Here is a 20,523-nt window from a genome sequence, read left to right on the forward strand (position 1 = left end):
CATGAAAGTAGGGGTAATCGCAGATGACTTAACAGGCGCAAACGCAACAGGTGTAAGGCTGGCAAAGCAAGGCTTTACAACTGCTACTGTTGTATACAATGTACCATTACCAGCATCAGATAAATATGACGCGATATGTATAGATACAGACAGCAGATATGCCAAAAAGGAGATTGCTGTGAATCGCGTGAAAAAAGCTATTGATAGCTTTAAACGACGGGAGGTAAAGGTATTTTGCAAAAGAATTGATAGCACCATTCGCGGAAACATAGGGGTAGAGATTGACACTGTGTTAAATGAACTTGGCGAAAATTCCATTGCCGTTGTGGTTCCGTCTTTTCCGGATTCAGGAAGAGTCATAATCGGTGGGTATCTATTAGTAGAAGGAACACCTGTTCAAGAAACTGACGTAGCAAGAGATCCGGTAATACCAATCAAAAAATCTTTCGTACCGGCCATCATTGAAGAGCAAAGTCAGTATCCCGTCACACATATTGGCTTAGATATTGTTTTATCTGGAGTAGAAGCTATAACAAAAAGATTGAAAACAAAGCTAGAAGAAGGCAAAAGAATTATTGTTTTTGACGCTGTAAATGATGAACAAATTGAAGCCATTGCCGCAGCGATGACGAACATTCATGATAAAATCATGGTTCCTGTCGATCCGGGTCCTTTAACGGCTTTTTATTCAAAAGCGTATTTACAACGAGTGGTAAGTGAACCAAAGCTGTTAGTTACGGTTGGCAGCGTAACTTCCCTAACTGGCCAACAGCTTCAATACTTATTTGAAAAAACAAAGGCGACTCCGGTGTATGTAGCACCTGAAAAACTCGCTAGTTACAGTGAAACTTGGCAAAAGGAAGTAGAATTTGCTGTAGAAGCGGGGTTAGAAGCATTAAAAACAGAAAACATTTTAATTGTTACTACATACCATCCGGGGAATAAATTAATTGATTTGAAAGCGTTGTCAGAAATTGAGCATGTAACCGAAGAAGCATTAGCCAAGCGTATTACAGATGGTCTTGCAGTGATAAGCCGGAAAATTATTGAACAGTCTGAATATCCAATTGCCGGATGCTTCTCAAGCGGAGGAGATGTAACAGCCTCTCTTTGTGCGGTCGGACGTGCAAACGGGATTGAGCTGGAAGATGAAGTTCTTCCGCTAGCAGCGTACGGACGCTTTATTGGTGGATATTTTGATGGGCTTCCCGTTGTAACTAAGGGAGGTATGATAGGAGATAAAAGAGCTATTTACAAAAGTGTGAGATTTTTACAAACAAAAATTTCTAAATCAAAAAGGAGTGTTTTCTATGGTAAATAAAGCTAAAAATATTATCGCCATTCCAATGGGGGATCCAGCTGGTATAGGTCCTGAAATTACGGTAAAAGCATTAGATAAACCGGAAATCTACGAGGTTTGTTCGCCGCTTGTCATCGGTCATTCTGAAGTGTTAAAAAATGCAATGAAATTTACAAATACGTTCCTTGAGATTAATGAAATCAATGATCCATCTGAAGGGATATACGAACATGGAACAATAGATGTGATTTCATTAGACAATCTGGATGTAGATCAACTTGAAATGGGTACTGTTCAAGCACAATGCGGAAAAGCAGCCTACGAATATATCGAAACATCAGTTGCGTTAGCTCTGGAAGGAAAAGTAACTGCTTTAGCAACAACACCAATTAACAAAGAATCATTAAAAGCAGCAAAGGTGCCATTTATCGGACATACTGAAATTTTAGCGGAGCTGACCAAATCAGATGATCCGTTAACCATGTTTGAAGTGTTAAATATGCGTATTTTCTTCTTAACGAGACATTTATCTTTAAAAGATGCGATTGCTGCGATTACAAAAGATAGAGTATGTGATTATTTAATTCGTTGCGATAAAGCATTACAACAACTTGGAGTGGAAAATCGAAAAATTGCAGTTGCAGCGTTAAATCCGCATGGTGGTGAAAATGGCTTGTTTGGTTATGAAGAGATCGATGAAATCAGACCAGGAATTGAAGCGGCCATTGAAAAAGGGATTGATGCGGTTGGACCTGTTCCTGCTGATTCCGTATTTCATCATGCACTGAACGGCAGATATGCTGCAGTATTATCTCTTTATCATGATCAAGGACATATTGCAGCCAAAATGACTGATTTTGAAAGAACGATTTCGGTTACAAATGGGCTTCCGTTTTTACGGACATCTGTAGACCACGGGACTGCTTTTGATATTGCAGGTAAAGGAATTGCAAGCAGTGTCAGTATGGAAGAATGCATTAAGTTAGCGGCAAAGTATTCAAAACATTTCCTAAATCAAATCTGAATGGCTTTTTAAATAAAAACGGGTTCTTAGTAGTAGGAGAGTTAACAATGTTCATAGGAGAGAAAAGGGATTTTATCATCCTATAAGGGGAGGGATTTTTGTGGGGGCATCGAAATGGCTTAGAATTATTCCTGTTGCGTTTATTATGTATATGTTGGCTTACATCGATCGCATTAATGTAGGGATTTTAATGCCTTATATACAAGAGGATTTAAAGATTAATGCTTCAGCGGCAGGGGATATTGCAGGAATATTCTTTGTCGGGTATTTGATTTTCCAAATTCCTGGGGGGATACTTGCTGCTAAATGGTCAGCTAAAAAAACGATTTTTATTCTCATGTTGCTATGGGGAATATGTGCAACGGCTGCTGGTTTTGTTCAGACAGAGGGACAACTTAAAGTGATAAGGTTTGCTCTTGGAGTAGCTGAAGGAGGGGTTTGGCCAGCAGTTCTTGTATTATTAGCAAATTGGTTTACCACGAAAGAACGTGCACGCGCCAATGCCTTTTGGATGGCATGTTTGCCAGTTTCCGCTATGTTAATGGCCCCTTTATCCGGGTTTTTGCTAAAACTTTTTGACTGGAAGACGGTTCTTATCATTCAAGGCATACCACCTATTATCTGGGCTTTTGTATGGTATGCAATGATAAAAGATAAACCTTCAGAGGCGAGATGGATGAAGCAAGAAGAAAAAGAGCGATTATTAACGGAATTGGCAGCAGAACAAAATAAAACAGTTCAATCAGAAGGGTATATTGCTGCTTTTAAGAATAAGACGGTTTGGGGACTGGTTATTATGTATTTTCTATGGATGACCGGATTCTATGGTTATACTTTATGGGTACCAAGTGTAGTTGGAACATTTACAAAAAATCCTGTTACGCTAGGGTGGCTAACGGCAATTCCTTTTACTTGTGCATTGATTGGAATGTTAATGAATTCATATTGGTCAGATAAGAGGATGAATCGTGTTCAACATGTTGCTATTCCTTTAGTGATTGCTTCAATTAGTATGATTATAGGACAATTTGTAACGTTACCAGTTCTTCAAATGGTTTTGCTATCCATTACAGCTATAGGTGTATACGCTCCATATGGACCTCTTTGGGCCATCCCAACAGCTATTATCCCGGCCGGAGTTGTCGGCGCAGCTCTTGGTTTGCAAAATGCAATTGGTAATCTAGGAGGATATAACGGACCAAAATTTTTTGGCGTATTAAAAGACATGACAGGTAATTATCATGCCGGATTTTATTTTTTAGCTACTGCACTATTTTTAGCTGCTATCATGACTTTCATTTTAGGAAGACTGATTAGAAGTAATGAAGAGTCCAGGTTGAATCAGCTAATTGAAAAATGAATTTCTTCATTATAAAATCGAACTTATTCGTGTTGTTAACAGTCTGAAGATTTTAAGGGTCGTTCCTTAAGAAAGTGTGTATTTTTACGGACGTAATTGAAGGAATGATTTGGAAGTGGGAAGGGTTGTACAAAGTTATTTTCTAAACTAGTTTCGTCAATATGTAAGGACAGACTTCGCTATGAAAAGTATTTTTTATTAAATGATAATTTTATAAAGAAAATATCGTTCTGATTTAGAACCTCATTTATGAATGTAGACAAGTGTTCCAATAGGAACCATTGATGATAATTCTAAAACATCATGGTTATACATTCTAATACATCCATGTGATACATTCTTGCCAATAGAAGAAGGGTTGTTTGTTCCATGTATTCCATAATGAGGCTTTGATAAACCCATCCACAATGCCCCGAAAGCACCTCCGGGGTTGCGTTGTTTATTGATAATTGTATATCTTCCTGAAGGTGTTGGGGTTAATATTTTGCCAACAGCGATGGGATACACTTTTATTAACCTATTACCATCATAAAGTTTTAATTGATGTTTGTTTGTTGATATATCGATCCAGCGTGCCATAAGACCATCTCCAGATAAAACAAATTAAAATTTGTATTATTATATGGAGTTTTTGGATTTTTGACATAACGATTAAAATACTCGTTATAAATTTATTTTAATTATGAATCAGATTATTTATCTGATTCGTCCAAATATATCTCATTAATAGGTTGATGGAGTGCTTAACTGTGTTGAATTACGAAGATCTAATTCTTTAAGTAGGTACGTCGTAACTTTCCTCGCTATTTTACATCCATTCTTGTAAAATCTTCTATATAGTGGGGATGTTTATCCTTTTAGCCAAATGAAAATCCCCTCCAAGTATAGTGTAATACCCCCACAATTGGTGGGGCTTTTTACACTGTCTACTTAAAGGGGGTAACAGTAAGAACTCTCTTCTAATTTTTTTAAGAATAATTTTCTCTCTCAGGTAAATGATCACCGGGTTGCAGGATTGGCACCTCGATACTCACGGTATGTGTATATTTCAATCCAATTCCCGTATTAAGAACGACAACCCTTTCTCCCTTGCGAATCCATCCTTTCTCGCGCAGGCGACGGGCAGCCAGAAATGCCGCAGCCCCTTCCGGACAAATAAAAGCTCCCTCGAGATGAGCGACGTTTCGTTGCTCATTCATAATGGCATCGTCTTCTACAGCAATCGCGCACCCATCTGTCTTATACAGAGCATCTAATACGAGGAAGTCCCCCAAAGCTTTTGGCACATTAATTCCGAAGGCAACAGTTGAAGAGTTTGGCCAGAATTCCGATACTTGTTTCTTTTGGTTCCAAGCTTTGACGATTGGAGCACAATTTTCCGCCTGTACAGCCACCAGCCTTGGCAGCTTTCCTTGCACCCATCCAAGATCCTGCAATTCTTTCAGTGCCTTATAAATCCCTATTAGTCCGACACCTCCTCCGGTCGGATATAAAATCACATCAGGGAGTTTCCAAGAGAATTGTTCTGCTATCTCCAATCCCATCGTTTTCTTACCTTCAATACGGTAAGGCTCTTTGAGTGTTGAAGCGTCATAAAGGTTTCGCTGCTGGATTGCTTTGCTGACTATGGCGCCTGCATCACTGATTAAACCGTTTACTAAGTAAAGATCGGCTCCAGCGATGGCACATTCATTCCTTGTAATCACAGGAGCATCTACTGGCATTACAACAGTCACTTGAATCCCTGCCCTAGCTGCATAAAGCGACCATGCTGCCCCTGCATTTCCATTCGTCGGCATAGCTAAGTTTTTGACACCAAGTTCTTTTGCTTTTGATATGCCCACGGCTGCCCCTCTTGCTTTAAAGGTTCCTGTCGGAATCACTCCTTCGTCCTTCATATATAACTGCTCGACATCCATATCTCTACCAAGCCGAGGCATAGGAACAAGCGGTGTCATCCCTTCTCCTAAAGAAACGATATGCTCAGAATTTTCTACGGGCAATAATTCGTGGTACCGCCATATGTTGGGCTCTCTGTTTGCGATAATTTCAGGCTTTAGGTCTTTACGTAATGCGTCAAGATTGTATGCGACAAGCAGAGGAGAACCGCACTCGCATAGCTGATGTTTTTTATTTGTGCTATATGTTTTTTTACACTTTGGACAGTATAAATGGGATACATAACTGAATGGCATGATACACTTTCTCCTTCGGTTTATTTGTATTCCGAGCCTGCATAGCCGCTTATTCAAAGAAAAGGTTGCTGAGCGCTCCTTAATTAATAGATTACAATTTTTTAGAACGTAGAATGTGTTGCGAAGCAAGCGCATAATCCATGTATAAATGAAATGGATTACTCGAATTCAATATCGACTTGTAATGAATATTTAATTTAAATTCCGTTAAATCTTGATGTCTTGGAAGGAATCCTGTAACTACTTTCTATTGATGGCTTTAATGAATATAAAAACATATAAATCATATTGAAATAGTATGTTTTTTGTTCGTAATCATATCACTATATTTATTTGCTGTCAATATCTAAATGGAAAGGTTATTATTGGACGGATTTGCTATATAAAATCCAACTCGATTTCTCAACATGTGTAAAGATACCAGTCTTCTATCTATACTGCTCCTAACTAGAGTACAAGGAAATTTTACAAATTACCAATCATCATGATTGGGCCATTGAACGTTTTCAAGCATTCGGACGAACCCTAAAAATGCAAATATGGGAAACGAGTAGCTATTATCGTTTTGCTATGCAAGATTACATGGGCTTATAAGCAGCTCAACTTTTGAATCCTCATCGACAATTGATCTCTTCTTATTCCCGAAAATTGGAGGTATCAATGCTTTATTAGAACAGCGTTACGCTTCAAGTAAAAAACTTACCTTGTTCGAAGAGGAAGAAGTTCACCTAAAATATGGTCTTGGAATCCACCCCTGTCCAAGAAATAACACTTTAAAATCATGCTCCCGTTATTATAGTGTTATTCATACTTATAGAATATTCAGAACTTCTGAGAAATTTTTTGTTTTCCTCTTATTCTCCATTGACAACATTAGATCACTTTTACTGCACGAAAAAAGTCATATTCAAAGGCGGTTAACTATCCGCCGCATACGAGAATAAGAGAGATTAATGATTCATTAGACAATATTAAAAATATTAAATCTGAAAGCGATAATCATGAGTAATAATCTGATAATCTGGAATACATTTAAAATTCTCTCATGTTTTATATGGATATCATCATTCATTAATAGGAAAAATTAGCACATTATAAATGATGATGATTATCATTATCGATACGTGAGGAAACTTATTCATTTCGCTCTACATTGTAATATGAATAACTAAATGATCATGATTGCCCAGTATCTAGGAGAGAAGCAAGAGGCGATTGAATGCTAAGAAATTACGATCGACAAGTGACGTATACTAGAAATCAATTAAAAAAGCATGTTGGGGAAAAGATATGTTTATACCGTGGCACCCTATATTTTGACTACTCGCGTACCGTGATGGAGGTTTTTTATGGTGATTTAGATATGAGGTCTGCTCAATCAAATAATTTCATTCCTTTCAAACAGGCTATATCATTTCATGATTTGGCTGAAATGAACCCGGATCGGTTGTTAGTGAACATATGTCAAGAAGCAATTACTATTGAGATATGGAAATATATTCAAAACTCAAGCGTATAGAACGGTTTGAAAGCTGTTCGATTTAATCATGCACATACGATTTCCTCAGATCCATGGAGGGAGTATTCTTCTAGCGCTCATGAACGGGGATTGAAGGAGTCGTTGCTTCCGTTTTCGAGAAATCGTCCATTTATAAATCAGGAATATGTCCATGTTCAATAGAAAATCAATTACGTATAATTCTAAATGAGAATAGTTATCATCTGCTTTGGATTTATTTAGTAAATGAATCGGTTATCCGATAGAGTTATCGTTTTCTTCAGCCCGTTTTTACGATGATACAATGACGAAGGCTGCTTCCAAATCTTGATGGGGCTCTGTGTTCTGCGCAAGGTAGAGCTTTGTCATTCTTATCCTTTATGGAAGAGGAACTAAAACCGATGATTGACCGAACATACAGGATAGATACTCGCAGCCAAACAATCTTTGGTCATTCACTTGGGGATTTGTGCTGCATACACTTTTTACGAAACCTTCTTCCTTTCAGACATACATTGCAGGAAGTGCTATCTATTCATTGGAATGAAAAGCTCATACTGAAGGAAGAAGAAAAATTTCTAGCTCGACTAGAAAAGGAGAAAGTACACACCGACCTTTTAGTTGAGATAGGAGAATTAGAGAAATATCGTCAAAGTCAGATAAGAGATAATGTAAGAACGGCCTGCTGACTAATAAAAATCGAGGGTTGCATATAAAGTTTATCGAATTGAAGAAGAAGGTCATACCTCTATACTTCTTCTACTAATTAGCAAAGTTTTACACCTTGACTAAGTTACACTAATCTGGATAGGAACAATCTTTTTTCAATTAGGACCTATGTGGCATTTATCTACAAATACAAAAATCAAATTTGACAGATGGATTCCATTTTTGTAATATAGTATATAACTATAAATGATAATGATAATCATTATCAAAAACACAAATCCTAGGAATGAGGATTAATGGTTAGTAGAAGCTGCAAGAGTGCTTGATGAATAGAAACAAGAAAGGATTTGATCAGATGGATAACCGGGGAATTAAGGGAAAGGTAGCCCTTGTAACAGGAGCTGCCCAAGGAATCGGTGAAGCGGTGACAAGGTCTTTTGTCGAACATGGCGTATCTGTTGCGGCAGTAGATCGAAATGGCGATCGATTGGCTACTCTCGTCTCTGATTTACAGAGTAATGGTTACGATGTGCATGCTTTTCCCGCAGATGTCGCTAATAGTGCAGAAATTGATGAAATCGTCGCTCAAATTGAGGACAAAATGGGTCCTATCGAAATTTTGGTAAATGTTGCTGGGATTCTGCGAACGGGTTTCATCGAAAGTTTTACTGATGAAGATTGGGAAGAGGTATTCAAGGTGAACACTACAGGTGTTTTTAATGTTTCTCGTTCGGTTAGCAGGCGAATGATTCCTCGACGTTCAGGTGCGATCGTCACAGTTAGCTCGAATGCAGCAACCGTTCCAAGAATGTTTATGTCTGCTTACGCAGCTTCAAAGGCAGCGGCAACCATGTTTACGAAATGCCTTGGACTTGAACTTGCTCAGTATCATATTCGCTGCAACGTTGTATCTCCTGGTTCCACTGAAACGGAAATGCAGCGGGCAATGTGGATGGATGAAAATGGGGCAAATAAAGTGATCGCTGGTTCGATGGAGGAGTTTCGTCTCGGCATTCCTCTGAAAAAGATGGCTCAGCCTTCAGATATCGCAGATGCTGTTTTATTTCTCGTTTCTGAGCAGTCACGACATATCACGATGCACGATTTAAGGGTGGATGGCGGCGCAACATTAGACTCATAACATTCAATGGAGGTAACAATATGATGAAAACAAAAACAATCAATCATGTTACAGCTGAACAGCTTCTTGCTGAATACAAAGCGGGAACGTCCTTTTTTTTAGCTTCTCCGCATAAAACTCTTTTAGCTCAAGGAATTTTTGCAACAGTGCCGACTGATGGCTACGAGCACAAGCAAATGCAAATACTTGAGCATGTAAAGAAGGTCTTACAGGATGCGAAACAGCATGGAATCAGCGACAATCCGATTGTTGTTGGCGCCATACCATTTGACCATATGTATTCAGCCCAGCTTATTGTGCCTTCAGAGGTAAAATGGTCAGGTCCACTGCTATTTGGCCAATTGAATAGCCAAATCGAACAAAATGTGACTAATGAGTATGAAGTGAAACCTGTTCCGTCGCCACAGGAATATGAAAATGCAGTTGAACAAGGATTAAGCAGAATAAAAGCGGGCGACCTTCGTAAAGTGGTTTTATCAAGATCTCTTCATCTTACTTCATCAGAAAAAGTAGATATTTCTCACCTTCTTCGTAAATTGGCGGTACATAATCCAAATGGCTACACATTTGCTGCAGAATTGTTGAGTGAAGCGAACAAGGCTTCAGAAACAAAGGGAAGCAGAACTTTGCTGGGAGCAAGTCCAGAGCTGCTCGTTTCGAAATCGGGCCTGCAAGTGATAGCGAACCCGCTCGCAGGTTCAGCGCCTCGCAGTGAAGATCCTGAAGAAGATCAACGTCGCGCTAATGCTCTTCTTTCTTCAGCGAAAAATCGCCATGAGCATGCTGTGGTCATCGAAGCAGTAGCGAATGCGCTCAGACCGTTTTGCAAGACATTGAATGTTCCTGAGGAGCCTTCACTCATTCATACTGAAACGATGTGGCATCTATCAACAGTAATAAGTGGAGAGCTATCTTCACCTTCAATTACTTCTCTTGAACTTGCGTTTGCTCTTCATCCAACTCCAGCTGTTTGCGGAACACCAACGCAATTAGCGAAAAAAGCGATACAAGAAATTGAACCATTTGAACGGGGCTTTTTTACGGGAATGGTTGGCTGGTGCGACGGTGAAGGGGATGGAGAATGGATTGTTACAATCCGTTGTGCAGAAGTTGAAGACTATTCTCTTCGTCTTTTTGCAGGAGCTGGCGTCGTCGAGGGGTCCACACCAGAGGAAGAACTAGCAGAAACATCAGCTAAGTTTCGTACGATGCTTCTAGCTATGGGGTTAAACAACGACATACTTAAATAAATTCGGAGGGAGAAAGTTATGCTAAGCGGATGCACTACATGGCCAGAGGAGTTTGCAGACTTTTACCGGAAGGAGGGATGCTGGGCAGGTGAGACTTTTGGTGACATGCTACGGGAAAGGGCGTTAAAGTACGGTGATCGCATTGCGGTTACTTCTGGAAAAAGGCAAATCAGCTATAAAGAGCTTGATAGAAGAGCGGATCAACTTGCCTCAGGATTCCACCGATTGGGGATTCAGCCAAAGGATCGCGTTGTGATTCAATTGCCGAATCAAATTGAGTTTTTTGAAGTATGCTTTGCTCTATTCCGTTTGGGGGCGCTGCCTGTCTTTGCTTTACCTTCACATCGATATAGTGAAATCAGTTATTTTTGTGAATTCAGTGAAGCGGCAGCTTATATTATTCCAGACCAGCATGCGGGATTTGATTTCCGCTCCCTGGCAAAACAGGTAAAGGCCGCTGTTCCAACTCTGAAGCATGTCATCGTGATTGGAGAGGCAGGAGAGTTTGAATCATTAGAAAATCTGTTTGTAGATCCTATCAAACTTCCGACCGTTCATTCAAGCGATGTTGCTTTCTTTCAGCTGTCAGGAGGAAGCACGGGGTTGCCAAAAATGATTCCGCGAACTCACGATGATTATATCTACAGTCTCCGGGTTAGTGCGGAGATTTGCCAACTTAATCAGGATAGTATTTATCTTGCGGTTCTTCCCATTGCTCATAACTATCCGCTTAGTTCACCAGGTGTGCTAGGGACGTTATATGCGGGCGGAAAAGTGGTTCTTGCAGACAGCCCTAGTCCAGATGAGGCATTTCCGCTTATTCAGCAAGAGAAAGTCACTATTACTGCGCTCGTGCCGCCGCTTGTTTGGATATGGTTAGACGCCGCATCTTCTCGCAATTATGATTTATCCAGCCTTCAAGTCTTGCAAGTCGGCGGAGCTAAATTCAGCGCAGAAGTAGCCAGAAGAGTAAAACCAGTTCTTGGTTGCACCTTGCAGCAGGTATATGGCATGGCTGAGGGATTAGTCAACTATACGAGATTAGACGATCCTGAAGAAGTGATTGTAAATACCCAAGGAAAGCCAATGTCTAAATATGATGAAATCCGCATAGTAGATGAAGAAGATAACGAGGTGGAGCCTGGTCAAGTTGGCGAACTGTTAACGAGAGGTCCTTATACCATTCGCGGATACTATAAAGCAGAAGCACATAATGCGAAAGCCTTTACTTCTGATGGCTTTTACCGGACGGGTGACTTGGTAAGAATGACTCCATCCGGATACTTGGTTGTGGAAGGACGTGTGAAAGATCAGATTAACCGAGGCGGTGAAAAGATTGCGGCTGAGGAAGTCGAAAATCACCTTTTAGCACATCCTTCAGTACGTGATGCGGCTGTCGTTTCGATGCCGGATGAATTCCTCGGTGAACGATCATGCGCTTTTATCATTCCGCGTCATCGCTCCTTGGAAGCAGCTGAGCTGAAGTCGTTCTTGCGAGAACGTGGAGTGGCAAGTTTTAAAATACCTGATCGCATCGAATTCGTTGATTCATTTCCAAAGACAGCGGTAGGAAAGATTAACAAGAGGGCATTACGTCAAATCATTGCGGAAAAGCTGCAATCTGCTGGAAAAACAACAGTATAACGATTGAAAGGAAGTGGTTAGATGGCTATCCCTGCTATTCCAGCTTATCCAATGCCTGTTTCATCAGATCTGCCAAAAAACAAAGTATCGTGGACACCTGATCCTAAACGTGCGGCACTTCTTATTCACGATATGCAAAATTATTTTCTTGACGCTTTTCCCTCTAATATGTCGCCTTTCATCGAACTAGTAAGGAATATTCAACGGCTAAAAAAGGAATGCAAAGAAATGGGAATTCCTGTTATTTACTCTGCGCAACCGGGGGGACAAACGCTGGAACAGCGTGGATTGCTTCAGGATTTTTGGGGAAATGGAATCGCTGATGATCCTTATCAAAAGGGGATTATCGATGAATTAGCACCTGATTCAAAGGATATCGTTCTTACAAAATGGAGATACAGCGCATTCAAAAAAACTAATCTTTTAGAAATATTAAAAGGACATGGGCGAGATCAGTTGATTATTTGCGGTGTTTATGCGCATATCGGATGTTTATTAACTGCTAGTGATGCCTTTATGCAGGATATACAAGTGTTTTTTGTTGCGGATGCTGTCGCTGACTTTTCGTTAGAGCATCACAAAATGGCTCTCAATTATGCGGCTAGCCGTTGTGCGTTTACTACATCCACGCAAAATCTAATTGAGGCATTAAAAAAAGAACACGTTTCGTACTGCCAAAACACATTGCCAATGAGTTTGCATGATGTACGTAATCAAGTAGCGGAGCTTATTCAAGAGTCTCCAGCGGATCTTTCTGATCATGAGAATTTGATAAACAGAGGATTGGACTCCATTCGCATGATGAGTTTAGTTGAAAAATGGAGAAAAGCAGGAGCGGAGATTACCTTTGCGGCCCTTGCTGCACGTCCTACTCTCTTTGATTGGTGGAACTTGTTGTCTTCTCAATCGGAAAAGGTACTATCTGCTCAAGACTCGCAATAAAGGAGGCAAGATCCATGTCAAATCGCCAAGATATACGTATGCCTTTATCTGGGGCACAAGCAGGCATTTGGTTTGCCCAACAGTTGGATCCTGAAAATCCCATCTATAACACTGGGGAATATATAGAGATTAATGGGCCGGTTGATCCGGCTCTCTTTGAAAAGGCGTTGCGGCAAGTCTTAGTTGAAGCAGAATCATTGCATGCTCGATTTGGTGAAGATGAGAACGGACCATGGCAAACGATTGATCCTTCGCCAGATTTTCCTTTCTATTTTATTGATGTGAGCGCAACGGAAAATCCGCAAGAAGAAGCGATTCTTTGGATGAAGAATGATTTATCCAAGCCGGTTGATTTAACATGCGATCCGCTCTTTACTGAAGCTTTATTTAAACTTTCAGATAATCGGTTTTTCTGGTATCAGCGCATTCATCATATTGCCATTGATGGTTTTGGATTCTCGCTTATTGCGCAAAAAGTGGCCAAAGTCTACACGGCATTGGTGAACCATGCGCCAATTGACGATGAGAAATTCGCTTCGCTCAATCAAGTGATCGAAGAAGATCAAGTTTACCATACATCAAAACAGTATGAGCGTGATCGCGAGTTTTGGATGGAGCGTTTTCGTGATCAGCCAGAGGTGGTTAGTCTTTCTGATCGGGCAGTTCGGACGTCTAATACATTTATTCGGAAGACGGCGTATATGTCTCCATCTAGTACAGAACGTTTTAAACAATCAGCTCAAAATCTGAAAGCGAGCTGGCATGAAGTTTTCATTGCCGCTACGGGGCTTTATGTTCATCGGTTAACAGGGGCAAACGATGTCATTCTTGGTTTACCAATGATGAACCGTTTAGGGTCTTCAGCCTTGAATGTGCCTGCAATGGTCATGAATATTGTGCCGCTCCGCTTGCATTTGCATGCTGATATGAGGCTTTCGGAACTATTAAGCCAAGTTAGACAGGAAATTCAAGAAGTAAGGCAACATCAAAAATATCGGCATGAGCAGCTGCGCCGTGATCTTAAGCTGCTAGGTGAAAATCAACGATTATTTGGTCCGCAAGTGAATATTATGCCATTTGACTATGGACTTCATTTCGGCGGGTATCAAGGCATTATACACAATCTTGCTGCTGGGCCAATTGACGATCTTGCTATTAATGTATACGACCGAACAGATGGAAACGGGTTAAGAATTGATTTTGATGCTAATCTGGAAATTTATAGTATGGATGAGCTTACGACTCATCAAGCTCGCTTTTTAAAATTGCTTGAAACAATGGAGTCACTGAAAGAAGATGCGCTGATCGGAAAGATCGATCTTCTTCTTGAAAAAGAACGTCATCAAGTTTTAGAGAAATGGAACGAAACGGCACATTCTCATCCGGAAGAAAGTTTTTTACAGCTTTTTGAAAAACAAGTGGAAAAGACTCCGGAAGCAATCGCTGTAATTTGTGAGGATCAGGTGCTTAGTTATACTGAACTAAATAAGCAAGCAAACCGTCTTGCCCATTTCCTAATGGAATATGGAGTGGGGCCAGAGCAATACGTCGCTTTAGCTCTTCCGCGTTCCGTAGAGATGGTTATCGCCATGCTGGCGGTGCTGAAAACCGGAGCGGCCTATCTTCCTCTAGATCTCGATTATCCAGAAGAACGAGTCGCTTTTATGCTGGAAGATACAAAGCCTGTTTGCATTGTAACAAGTTCGTCTGTGCAGTCGAAACTATCGAATGTTCCTTCTCGTTCTACGATTATACTAGATCATCCAAAAACAGAGCGGGTAATCAAAAATTATCCTGATACAAATGTTTCTAAAATGCAATCACTTCTTCACCCAGCTTATGTCATCTATACGTCAGGCTCGACGGGCAAGCCAAAAGGCGTTGTGGTGCCATTCAATAGTCTGAATAACTTTTTATTAGCGATGCAGGAGAAATTTGTGTTAAAGGAGCATGACCGTTTGCTCGCGGTTACAACGATTGCTTTTGATATTTCTGCATTAGAAATTTTTCTTCCGTTAATCAGCGGAGCGAGTTTGGTGGTTGCGAAGAAGGAAACGATTCATGATCCGCAAGCTTTGGCAGCTGTGATCTCCGATGAGGAAATTACGATTATGCAGGCGACGCCAACGCTTTGGCATATGCTTGTCACCCATCATCCTGATTGCATCGCTGGACTTCGAGTGCTGGTGGGGGGAGAGGCACTCTCAAGCAGTCTTGCATCAGCATTACATAGTCTAGATTGCGAGATTACGAATTTGTATGGACCAACAGAAACAACGATATGGTCAACGATGTCGGCCCTTCATCCTGACGATGCCCGGACACCTTCTATTGGCCGGCCGATTTGGAATACTCAAGTATATGTATTGGATGATCAACTTCAGCCAGTTCCGCCGGAAGTGGTTGGAGAGTTGTATATTGCAGGCACAGGGCTTGCGCGAGGGTATTTAAGACGACCAGATTTGACAGCAGAACGTTTTGTTGCCAATCCGTATGGACCACCGGGAAGCCGTATGTACCGGACAGGAGATCTTGTTCGCTGGCGTATGGATGGTTCTTTAGATTATATAGGTCGCGTCGACCATCAAATCAAGCTGCGCGGTTTTCGAATCGAGATAGGTGAAATTGAGACAGTATTGTCACAATATAATCTTGTAGAGCGGGCGTTAGTAGTGGCTCGCGAGGATCAGCCAGGGGATCAGCGGTTGGTTGCTTATGTCATTCCTTATGAGCAAAGCAAAGACACCCTTGATCTTACAGAGCTGCGCCGCTATGTCAGCGAGAGATTACCAGATTATATGGTTCCGTCAGCATTTATGGTGCTTAATGAATTTCCTTTAACTCCAAACGGCAAGATTGATCGCAAAGCATTGCCGGCTCCGGATTTTACGATGACGGTGAAAGGACGTAAACCTAGAACTCCTCAGGAGGAAATTTTATGCGAACTTTTCGCTGAAGTGTTAGAACTGTCCGGTGTTGGAATTGATGATAATTTCTTTGAATTGGGAGGACATTCGTTACTTGCTGCCCGTCTCATTAGCCGTATCCGAGATGTGTTAGGCGTGGAGCTTACGATTGGTAAACTATTTGAGTCGCCTACTGTTGCTGGTCTTGTTAAGCATTTTGAGGATGCAGAAAATATCAAGCCGCCTATCAAAGCGTATGTCCACAAAGAGGATATCCCTCTTTCATTTGCACAACGTCGTCTATGGTTCCTTCACCACCTTGAAGGGCCAAGTCCTACTTATAATATACCGGTCGTTGTGCATTTAACGGGGGAGCTCAATTATCATGCACTGCAAAATGCTTTATACGATGTCATTGAGCGGCATGAACCATTGCGGACCATTTTCCCTGAAAGTTCGGGGACGTCAAGACAGGTTGTCTTAGAACCTCATCAAGTACGGCCCGAATTAATGATAAAAGAAATCAGCGAAAGCCAGTTATCTGATGAATTAAATGCTGCGGTACGCTACAGTTTCGATTTAGCTGCAGAGCCGGCGATTCGCGCTCAACTGTTCGTACTTGGTCCAAATAAACACGTGTTGCTACTTTTAATGCATCATATTATTGTCGATGGATGGTCGCTAACACCATTAACTCGTGACATAGCTGCAGCTTATAACGCGCATTGTCATAATCAAAAAATAGAGTGGTCTCCTTTACCAGTAAAATATGCTGATTATGCTCTTTGGCAGCAAGAACTTTTAGGTGACGAGACCAATCCTGCAAGTTTAATAGCGAAACAGCTCGATTACTGGAAGAAGACGTTAGCTGACTTGCCAGAAGAACTGGAGTTGTCTACTGACTACCCACGTCCTGCTGAGTCCAGCTATGAAGGAGACATCGTCGATTTTCGCATTGATGCAGAACTTCACAAACGTCTACTGGATCTTGCTCGTGAAAATAAAGCGAGTCTATTTATGGTGCTTCAGGCCGGATTTGCTGCTTTTCTCACTCGATTAGGAGCAGGAACAGATATTCCAATTGGCAGTCCAATTGCTGGAAGAAACGACGATTCATTAGAGAATCTAGTAGGATTATTCATTAATACGTTAGTGCTTCGCATGGACACATCAGGAAATCCAAGTTTCCGAGAACTTCTTGGCAGAGTCAGAGAAGTGAACCTATCTGCCTACGAGAATCAAGATCTTCCGTTTGAACGTCTAGTGGAAATTCTTAATCCGGTGAGATCTCGAGCCAAGCACCCATTATTCCAAGTGATGTTTGTGTTTCAAAATACACCTGAACCGAAACTAGAATTACATGGTCTTGAAAGTAAGTTAGAAATTCGCAGCGTCGGCTCGGCTAAATTCGATCTGACTCTCGAACTTCGTGAACACCGTGCAGAAGACGGTTCTCCGGATGGACTGATTGGTTTATTCGAGTACAGCCGCGATTTATTCCATCATACTACGGTCGAAGCGTTTGCAAAGCGATTATGCCAGTTGCTTAAGGAAGTGGTTATGAATCCTGATCTTCCTATTGGACAAATCGATATGCTTTTACCGGAAGAACGCAAGAAACTCTTAGCGAAAGAGGATCATAACACTCGCTCAGTACCTGAAGAATGCTTGCCAGTACTATTCGAAGGACAGGTGCAAAGAATTCCTAATGCTACTGCTGTTGTCTTTGAAGGTCAAAAGCTAAGCTATGCTGAATTAAACAAGAGAGCGAACCAGCTCGCCCATTTCCTTATTGAAAAGGGAATCGGACCGGAAAGAGTAGTGGCACTAGCGTTGCCGCGTTCGTTGGAAATGGTCATAGGAATACTGGCTGTGCTTAAAGCAGGGGGAACTTATTTACCTTTAGATCCAGATTATCCAGAGGACCGGATCGCTTATATGATGGAAGATGCACGGCCAATGTATGTCATTACAAATAAGGAAATAGCTTCAAAACTTCCTCATGCTGGCGGTGCTGAACATCTTATTATTGATGAAGCTCATGTAGCCAATATACTAGGAACGTATGCGGAAACAAATCCAGATGATTCGAATCGAATCGAAGCGTTGTCGCCGTATCATACAGCCTATATCATCTACACTTCAGGTTCAACTGGTAAACCAAAAGGCGTGATGATTCCGCATCAAAATGTGGTCCGCCTGTTCAAATCGACTGAACATTGGTTTCAATTTACGTCGGATGATGTTTGGACGCTGTTCCACTCTTATGCGTTTGATTTTTCTGTTTGGGAGATTTGGGGACCATTCTTGTATGGAGGGCGTCTGGTCGTTGTCCCACATAATGTCAGTCGTTCGCCAAAGGAGTTTCTACAATTGCTTGTTGAACAAAGAGTGACCGTTCTCAACCAAACACCATCTGCTTTTTATCAGCTCATGCAGGCCGACAGAGAAAATATCGAACTGTCTAGACAGCTTTCATTGCGCTTTATCATATTTGGAGGAGAAGCGCTGGAGCTTAGTCGTTTGGAAGATTGGTATGAACGGCATGCTGATGATATGCCAAAGCTTATCAATATGTATGGCATTACTGAAACGACTGTTCATGTCAGCTACATTGAGTTGAATAAAAATATCATCTCTATAAAAGGAAACAGCTTAATAGGCTGCAACATTCCTGATTTAGCGGTTTATGTATTAGATGAAAATTTACGGCCGGTTCCGCCGGGAGTTATCGGAGAGATGTATGTGGCAGGAGCGGGATTGGCGCGCGGATATTTGGGAAGGCCGGATTTGACCGCGGAGCGCTTTGTTGCTAATCCGTTTGGTTTACCAGGCTCAAGAATGTATCGCACAGGTGATTTAGCAAAATGGCGTGCTGACGGAACATTGGATTATATTGGGCGAGCAGATCACCAAGTAAAAATCCGAGGATACCGCATTGAACTGGGTGAAATTGAGGCTGTTTTAGCTAAGCATCCTAATATTGCACAAGTTGCCGTTGTAGTACGTGAAGATCAGCCGGGTGATAAACGTCTTGTTGCATACATTGTACCTGCGAAAGATGTTTCTCTAGAATCCGTCGAACTAAGGCGATATGTAGCCGCTAGCTTGCCGGATTATATGATACCGTCTGCTTTTGTGATGATAGAGGCTTTGCCATTAACTCCTAATGGTAAGCTTGATCGCAAAGCACTGCCTGCACCGGATTGGACGATAGAGATAACCGATAGAGGACCGCGGACTCCTCAAGAAGAGATGCTATGCGATCTGTTTATGGAGGTTCTCCGTTTACCGCGTGTAGGTATTGATGACGGGTTCTTTGAATTAGGAGGTCACTCCCTTTTAGCTGTTCAATTAATGAGCCGTATTCGTGAAACGTTTGGAGTTGAGCTGAGCATTGGAGATTTATTTGAAGCTCCTACTGTCGCTGGTCTTGCTGAGAAACTTGAAATAGGTAGCAGCCAAAGTGCATTAGATATTTTGCTGCCTCTTAGAACTTCCGGAAACCAACCTCCTTTATTTTGTGTACATCCAGCGGGAGGACTTAGCTGGTGCTATGCAGGATTAATGACGTCAATCGGGACAGACTATCCGATTTATGGATTACAGGCTCGTGGTATAGCAAAAGCTGAGAAATTGCCTAAGACGTTAGACGAGATGGCTGCTGATTATATTAACCAGATGAAAACTGTTCAGCCAGAGGGGCCTTACTATTTGTTGGGATGGTCGCTAGGAGGAAATGTCGTCCATGCAATGGCGACACAGCTTCAACAACAAGGAGAAGAGATTGCACTTCTAGTGATGCTAGATGCATACCCTAGTCACTTCTTACCTATTGCAAAAGCACCTGATGAGCAAGAAGCGTTAATCGCGTTACTCGCTTTAGGCGGTTATGATCCAGACAACATGGATGGAAAACCGCTCAATCTTGAGAACACCATTGATATGCTTCGACGCGATGGAAGTGCATTAGCTAGTTTAGAAGAGTCTACGATATTAAATCTCAAAGATACGTATGTAAATTCGGTCCGTATCTTAAGCGAATATGTGCCGCGGCGCTACAAGGGAGATCTCCTATTCTTTAGATCGACCATCATACCTGAATGGTTTGATCCAATCGAGCCAGAAGCGTGGTTGCCATATATCGATGGAAAGATTATTCAGTATAATATCAATTGCCGCCATAAAGATATGTGCCAACCTGGTCCGTTAGCTGAAATTGGACGTGTACTTGCTGATAAATTAAAAGAAAAAAGTAATTTAATTTCAATAAGTGGAGGAAGAGGCACAAAATGACCAATCCTTTTGAGAATAAAGACAGTACCTATCTTGTATTGATCAATGATGAAGGCCAGTATTCCCTCTGGCCTGCCTCTATTGCGATTCCACACGGTTGGAATATCGCTTTTGCTGAAAATACGCGTGCAGCGTGCTTAGACTATATTAACTCTCATTGGACAGATATGAGACCCAATAGTCTGAAAAAGATGGAAAGAAAGGATATGTCATAATATAACCAAAAATAATCAAGGAACTTCAAATATATCCAACTGTAGCTGAAAGGTTGAATACTGAATATCGTAATAGTTTTGAA

12 protein-coding genes are annotated in these 20,523 nt (G+C 41.3%); 10 read left to right on the top strand and 2 right to left on the bottom strand.

Going from position 1 to position 20,523, the window contains the following annotated elements; genetic code table 11:
* The first annotated feature begins 1 nt into the window (after position 1).
* From ISX45_RS04530 to ISX45_RS04540, 3 genes are all read left to right on the top strand, one after another.
* Positions 2-1,321 carry a four-carbon acid sugar kinase family protein gene (locus ISX45_RS04530; protein WP_194520071.1) on the top strand — a complete coding sequence of 440 codons (1,320 nt, stop codon included), beginning with the start codon at positions 2-4 and terminating at the stop codon, positions 1,319-1,321.
* A complete protein-coding gene (pdxA, locus tag ISX45_RS04535; protein ID WP_181556769.1) occupies positions 1,311-2,324 on the top strand; it encodes a 4-hydroxythreonine-4-phosphate dehydrogenase PdxA in 1,014 nt (337 codons plus the stop codon). The genes ISX45_RS04530 and pdxA overlap by 11 nt, the downstream gene beginning before the upstream one ends.
* A gap of 100 nt (positions 2,325-2,424) precedes the next feature.
* Positions 2,425-3,684 (top strand): MFS transporter, encoded by a 1,260-nt coding sequence (locus tag ISX45_RS04540; RefSeq protein WP_194520072.1) that lies wholly within the window; start codon positions 2,425-2,427, stop codon positions 3,682-3,684.
* A gap of 243 nt (positions 3,685-3,927) precedes the next feature.
* Here ISX45_RS04540 and ISX45_RS04545 read toward each other — a convergent pair whose 3' ends face one another.
* Positions 3,928-4,263 carry a L,D-transpeptidase gene (locus tag ISX45_RS04545; RefSeq protein WP_181556771.1) on the bottom strand — a complete coding sequence of 112 codons (336 nt, stop codon included), beginning with the start codon at positions 4,261-4,263 and terminating at the stop codon, positions 3,928-3,930.
* A 389-nt stretch (positions 4,264-4,652) separates the two neighbouring features.
* Positions 4,653-5,879, bottom strand: a complete 1,227-nt coding sequence (locus ISX45_RS04550; protein WP_181556772.1) for a threonine synthase — start codon at positions 5,877-5,879, stop codon at positions 4,653-4,655.
* Positions 5,880-7,739: 1,860 nt separating this feature from the next.
* Between ISX45_RS04550 and ISX45_RS20205 the strand changes: the two genes are divergently transcribed.
* The 7 genes from ISX45_RS20205 (at position 7,740) to ISX45_RS04585 (ending at position 20,440) form a co-directional block, all read left to right on the top strand.
* Complete coding sequence (locus tag ISX45_RS20205) at positions 7,740-8,066, top strand: alpha/beta hydrolase (protein WP_181556774.1); 327 nt, start codon at positions 7,740-7,742, stop codon at positions 8,064-8,066.
* Between the two features lie 335 nt (positions 8,067-8,401).
* The gene (locus tag ISX45_RS04560; protein ID WP_194520610.1) at positions 8,402-9,187 is read left to right on the top strand and encodes a 2,3-dihydro-2,3-dihydroxybenzoate dehydrogenase; all 786 of its coding nucleotides are present in this window, start codon (positions 8,402-8,404) and stop codon (positions 9,185-9,187) included.
* 20 nt (positions 9,188-9,207) lie between these two features.
* Positions 9,208-10,437 carry an isochorismate synthase DhbC gene (dhbC, locus tag ISX45_RS04565; RefSeq protein ID WP_373367357.1) on the top strand — a complete coding sequence of 410 codons (1,230 nt, stop codon included), beginning with the start codon at positions 9,208-9,210 and terminating at the stop codon, positions 10,435-10,437.
* An 18-nt stretch (positions 10,438-10,455) separates the two neighbouring features.
* Positions 10,456-12,081, top strand: coding sequence for a (2,3-dihydroxybenzoyl)adenylate synthase (locus ISX45_RS04570; RefSeq protein WP_194520073.1), 1,626 nt, complete (start codon positions 10,456-10,458; stop codon positions 12,079-12,081).
* Between the two features lie 21 nt (positions 12,082-12,102).
* Complete coding sequence (locus ISX45_RS04575) at positions 12,103-13,023, top strand: isochorismatase (protein WP_181556776.1); 921 nt, start codon at positions 12,103-12,105, stop codon at positions 13,021-13,023.
* Between the two features lie 14 nt (positions 13,024-13,037).
* Positions 13,038-20,225, top strand: coding sequence for an amino acid adenylation domain-containing protein (locus tag ISX45_RS04580; RefSeq protein WP_194520074.1), 7,188 nt, complete (start codon positions 13,038-13,040; stop codon positions 20,223-20,225).
* Positions 20,222-20,440, top strand: coding sequence for an MbtH family protein (locus ISX45_RS04585; RefSeq protein ID WP_194520075.1), 219 nt, complete (start codon positions 20,222-20,224; stop codon positions 20,438-20,440). Before ISX45_RS04580 ends, ISX45_RS04585 begins: the two co-directional genes overlap by 4 nt.
* The last annotated feature ends 83 nt before the right edge of the window (positions 20,441-20,523 follow it).

It is taken from the genome of Thermaerobacillus caldiproteolyticus (genome assembly GCF_015326725.1).
GTDB classification, from domain to species: Bacteria; Bacillota; Bacilli; order Bacillales; family Anoxybacillaceae; genus Thermaerobacillus; species Thermaerobacillus caldiproteolyticus.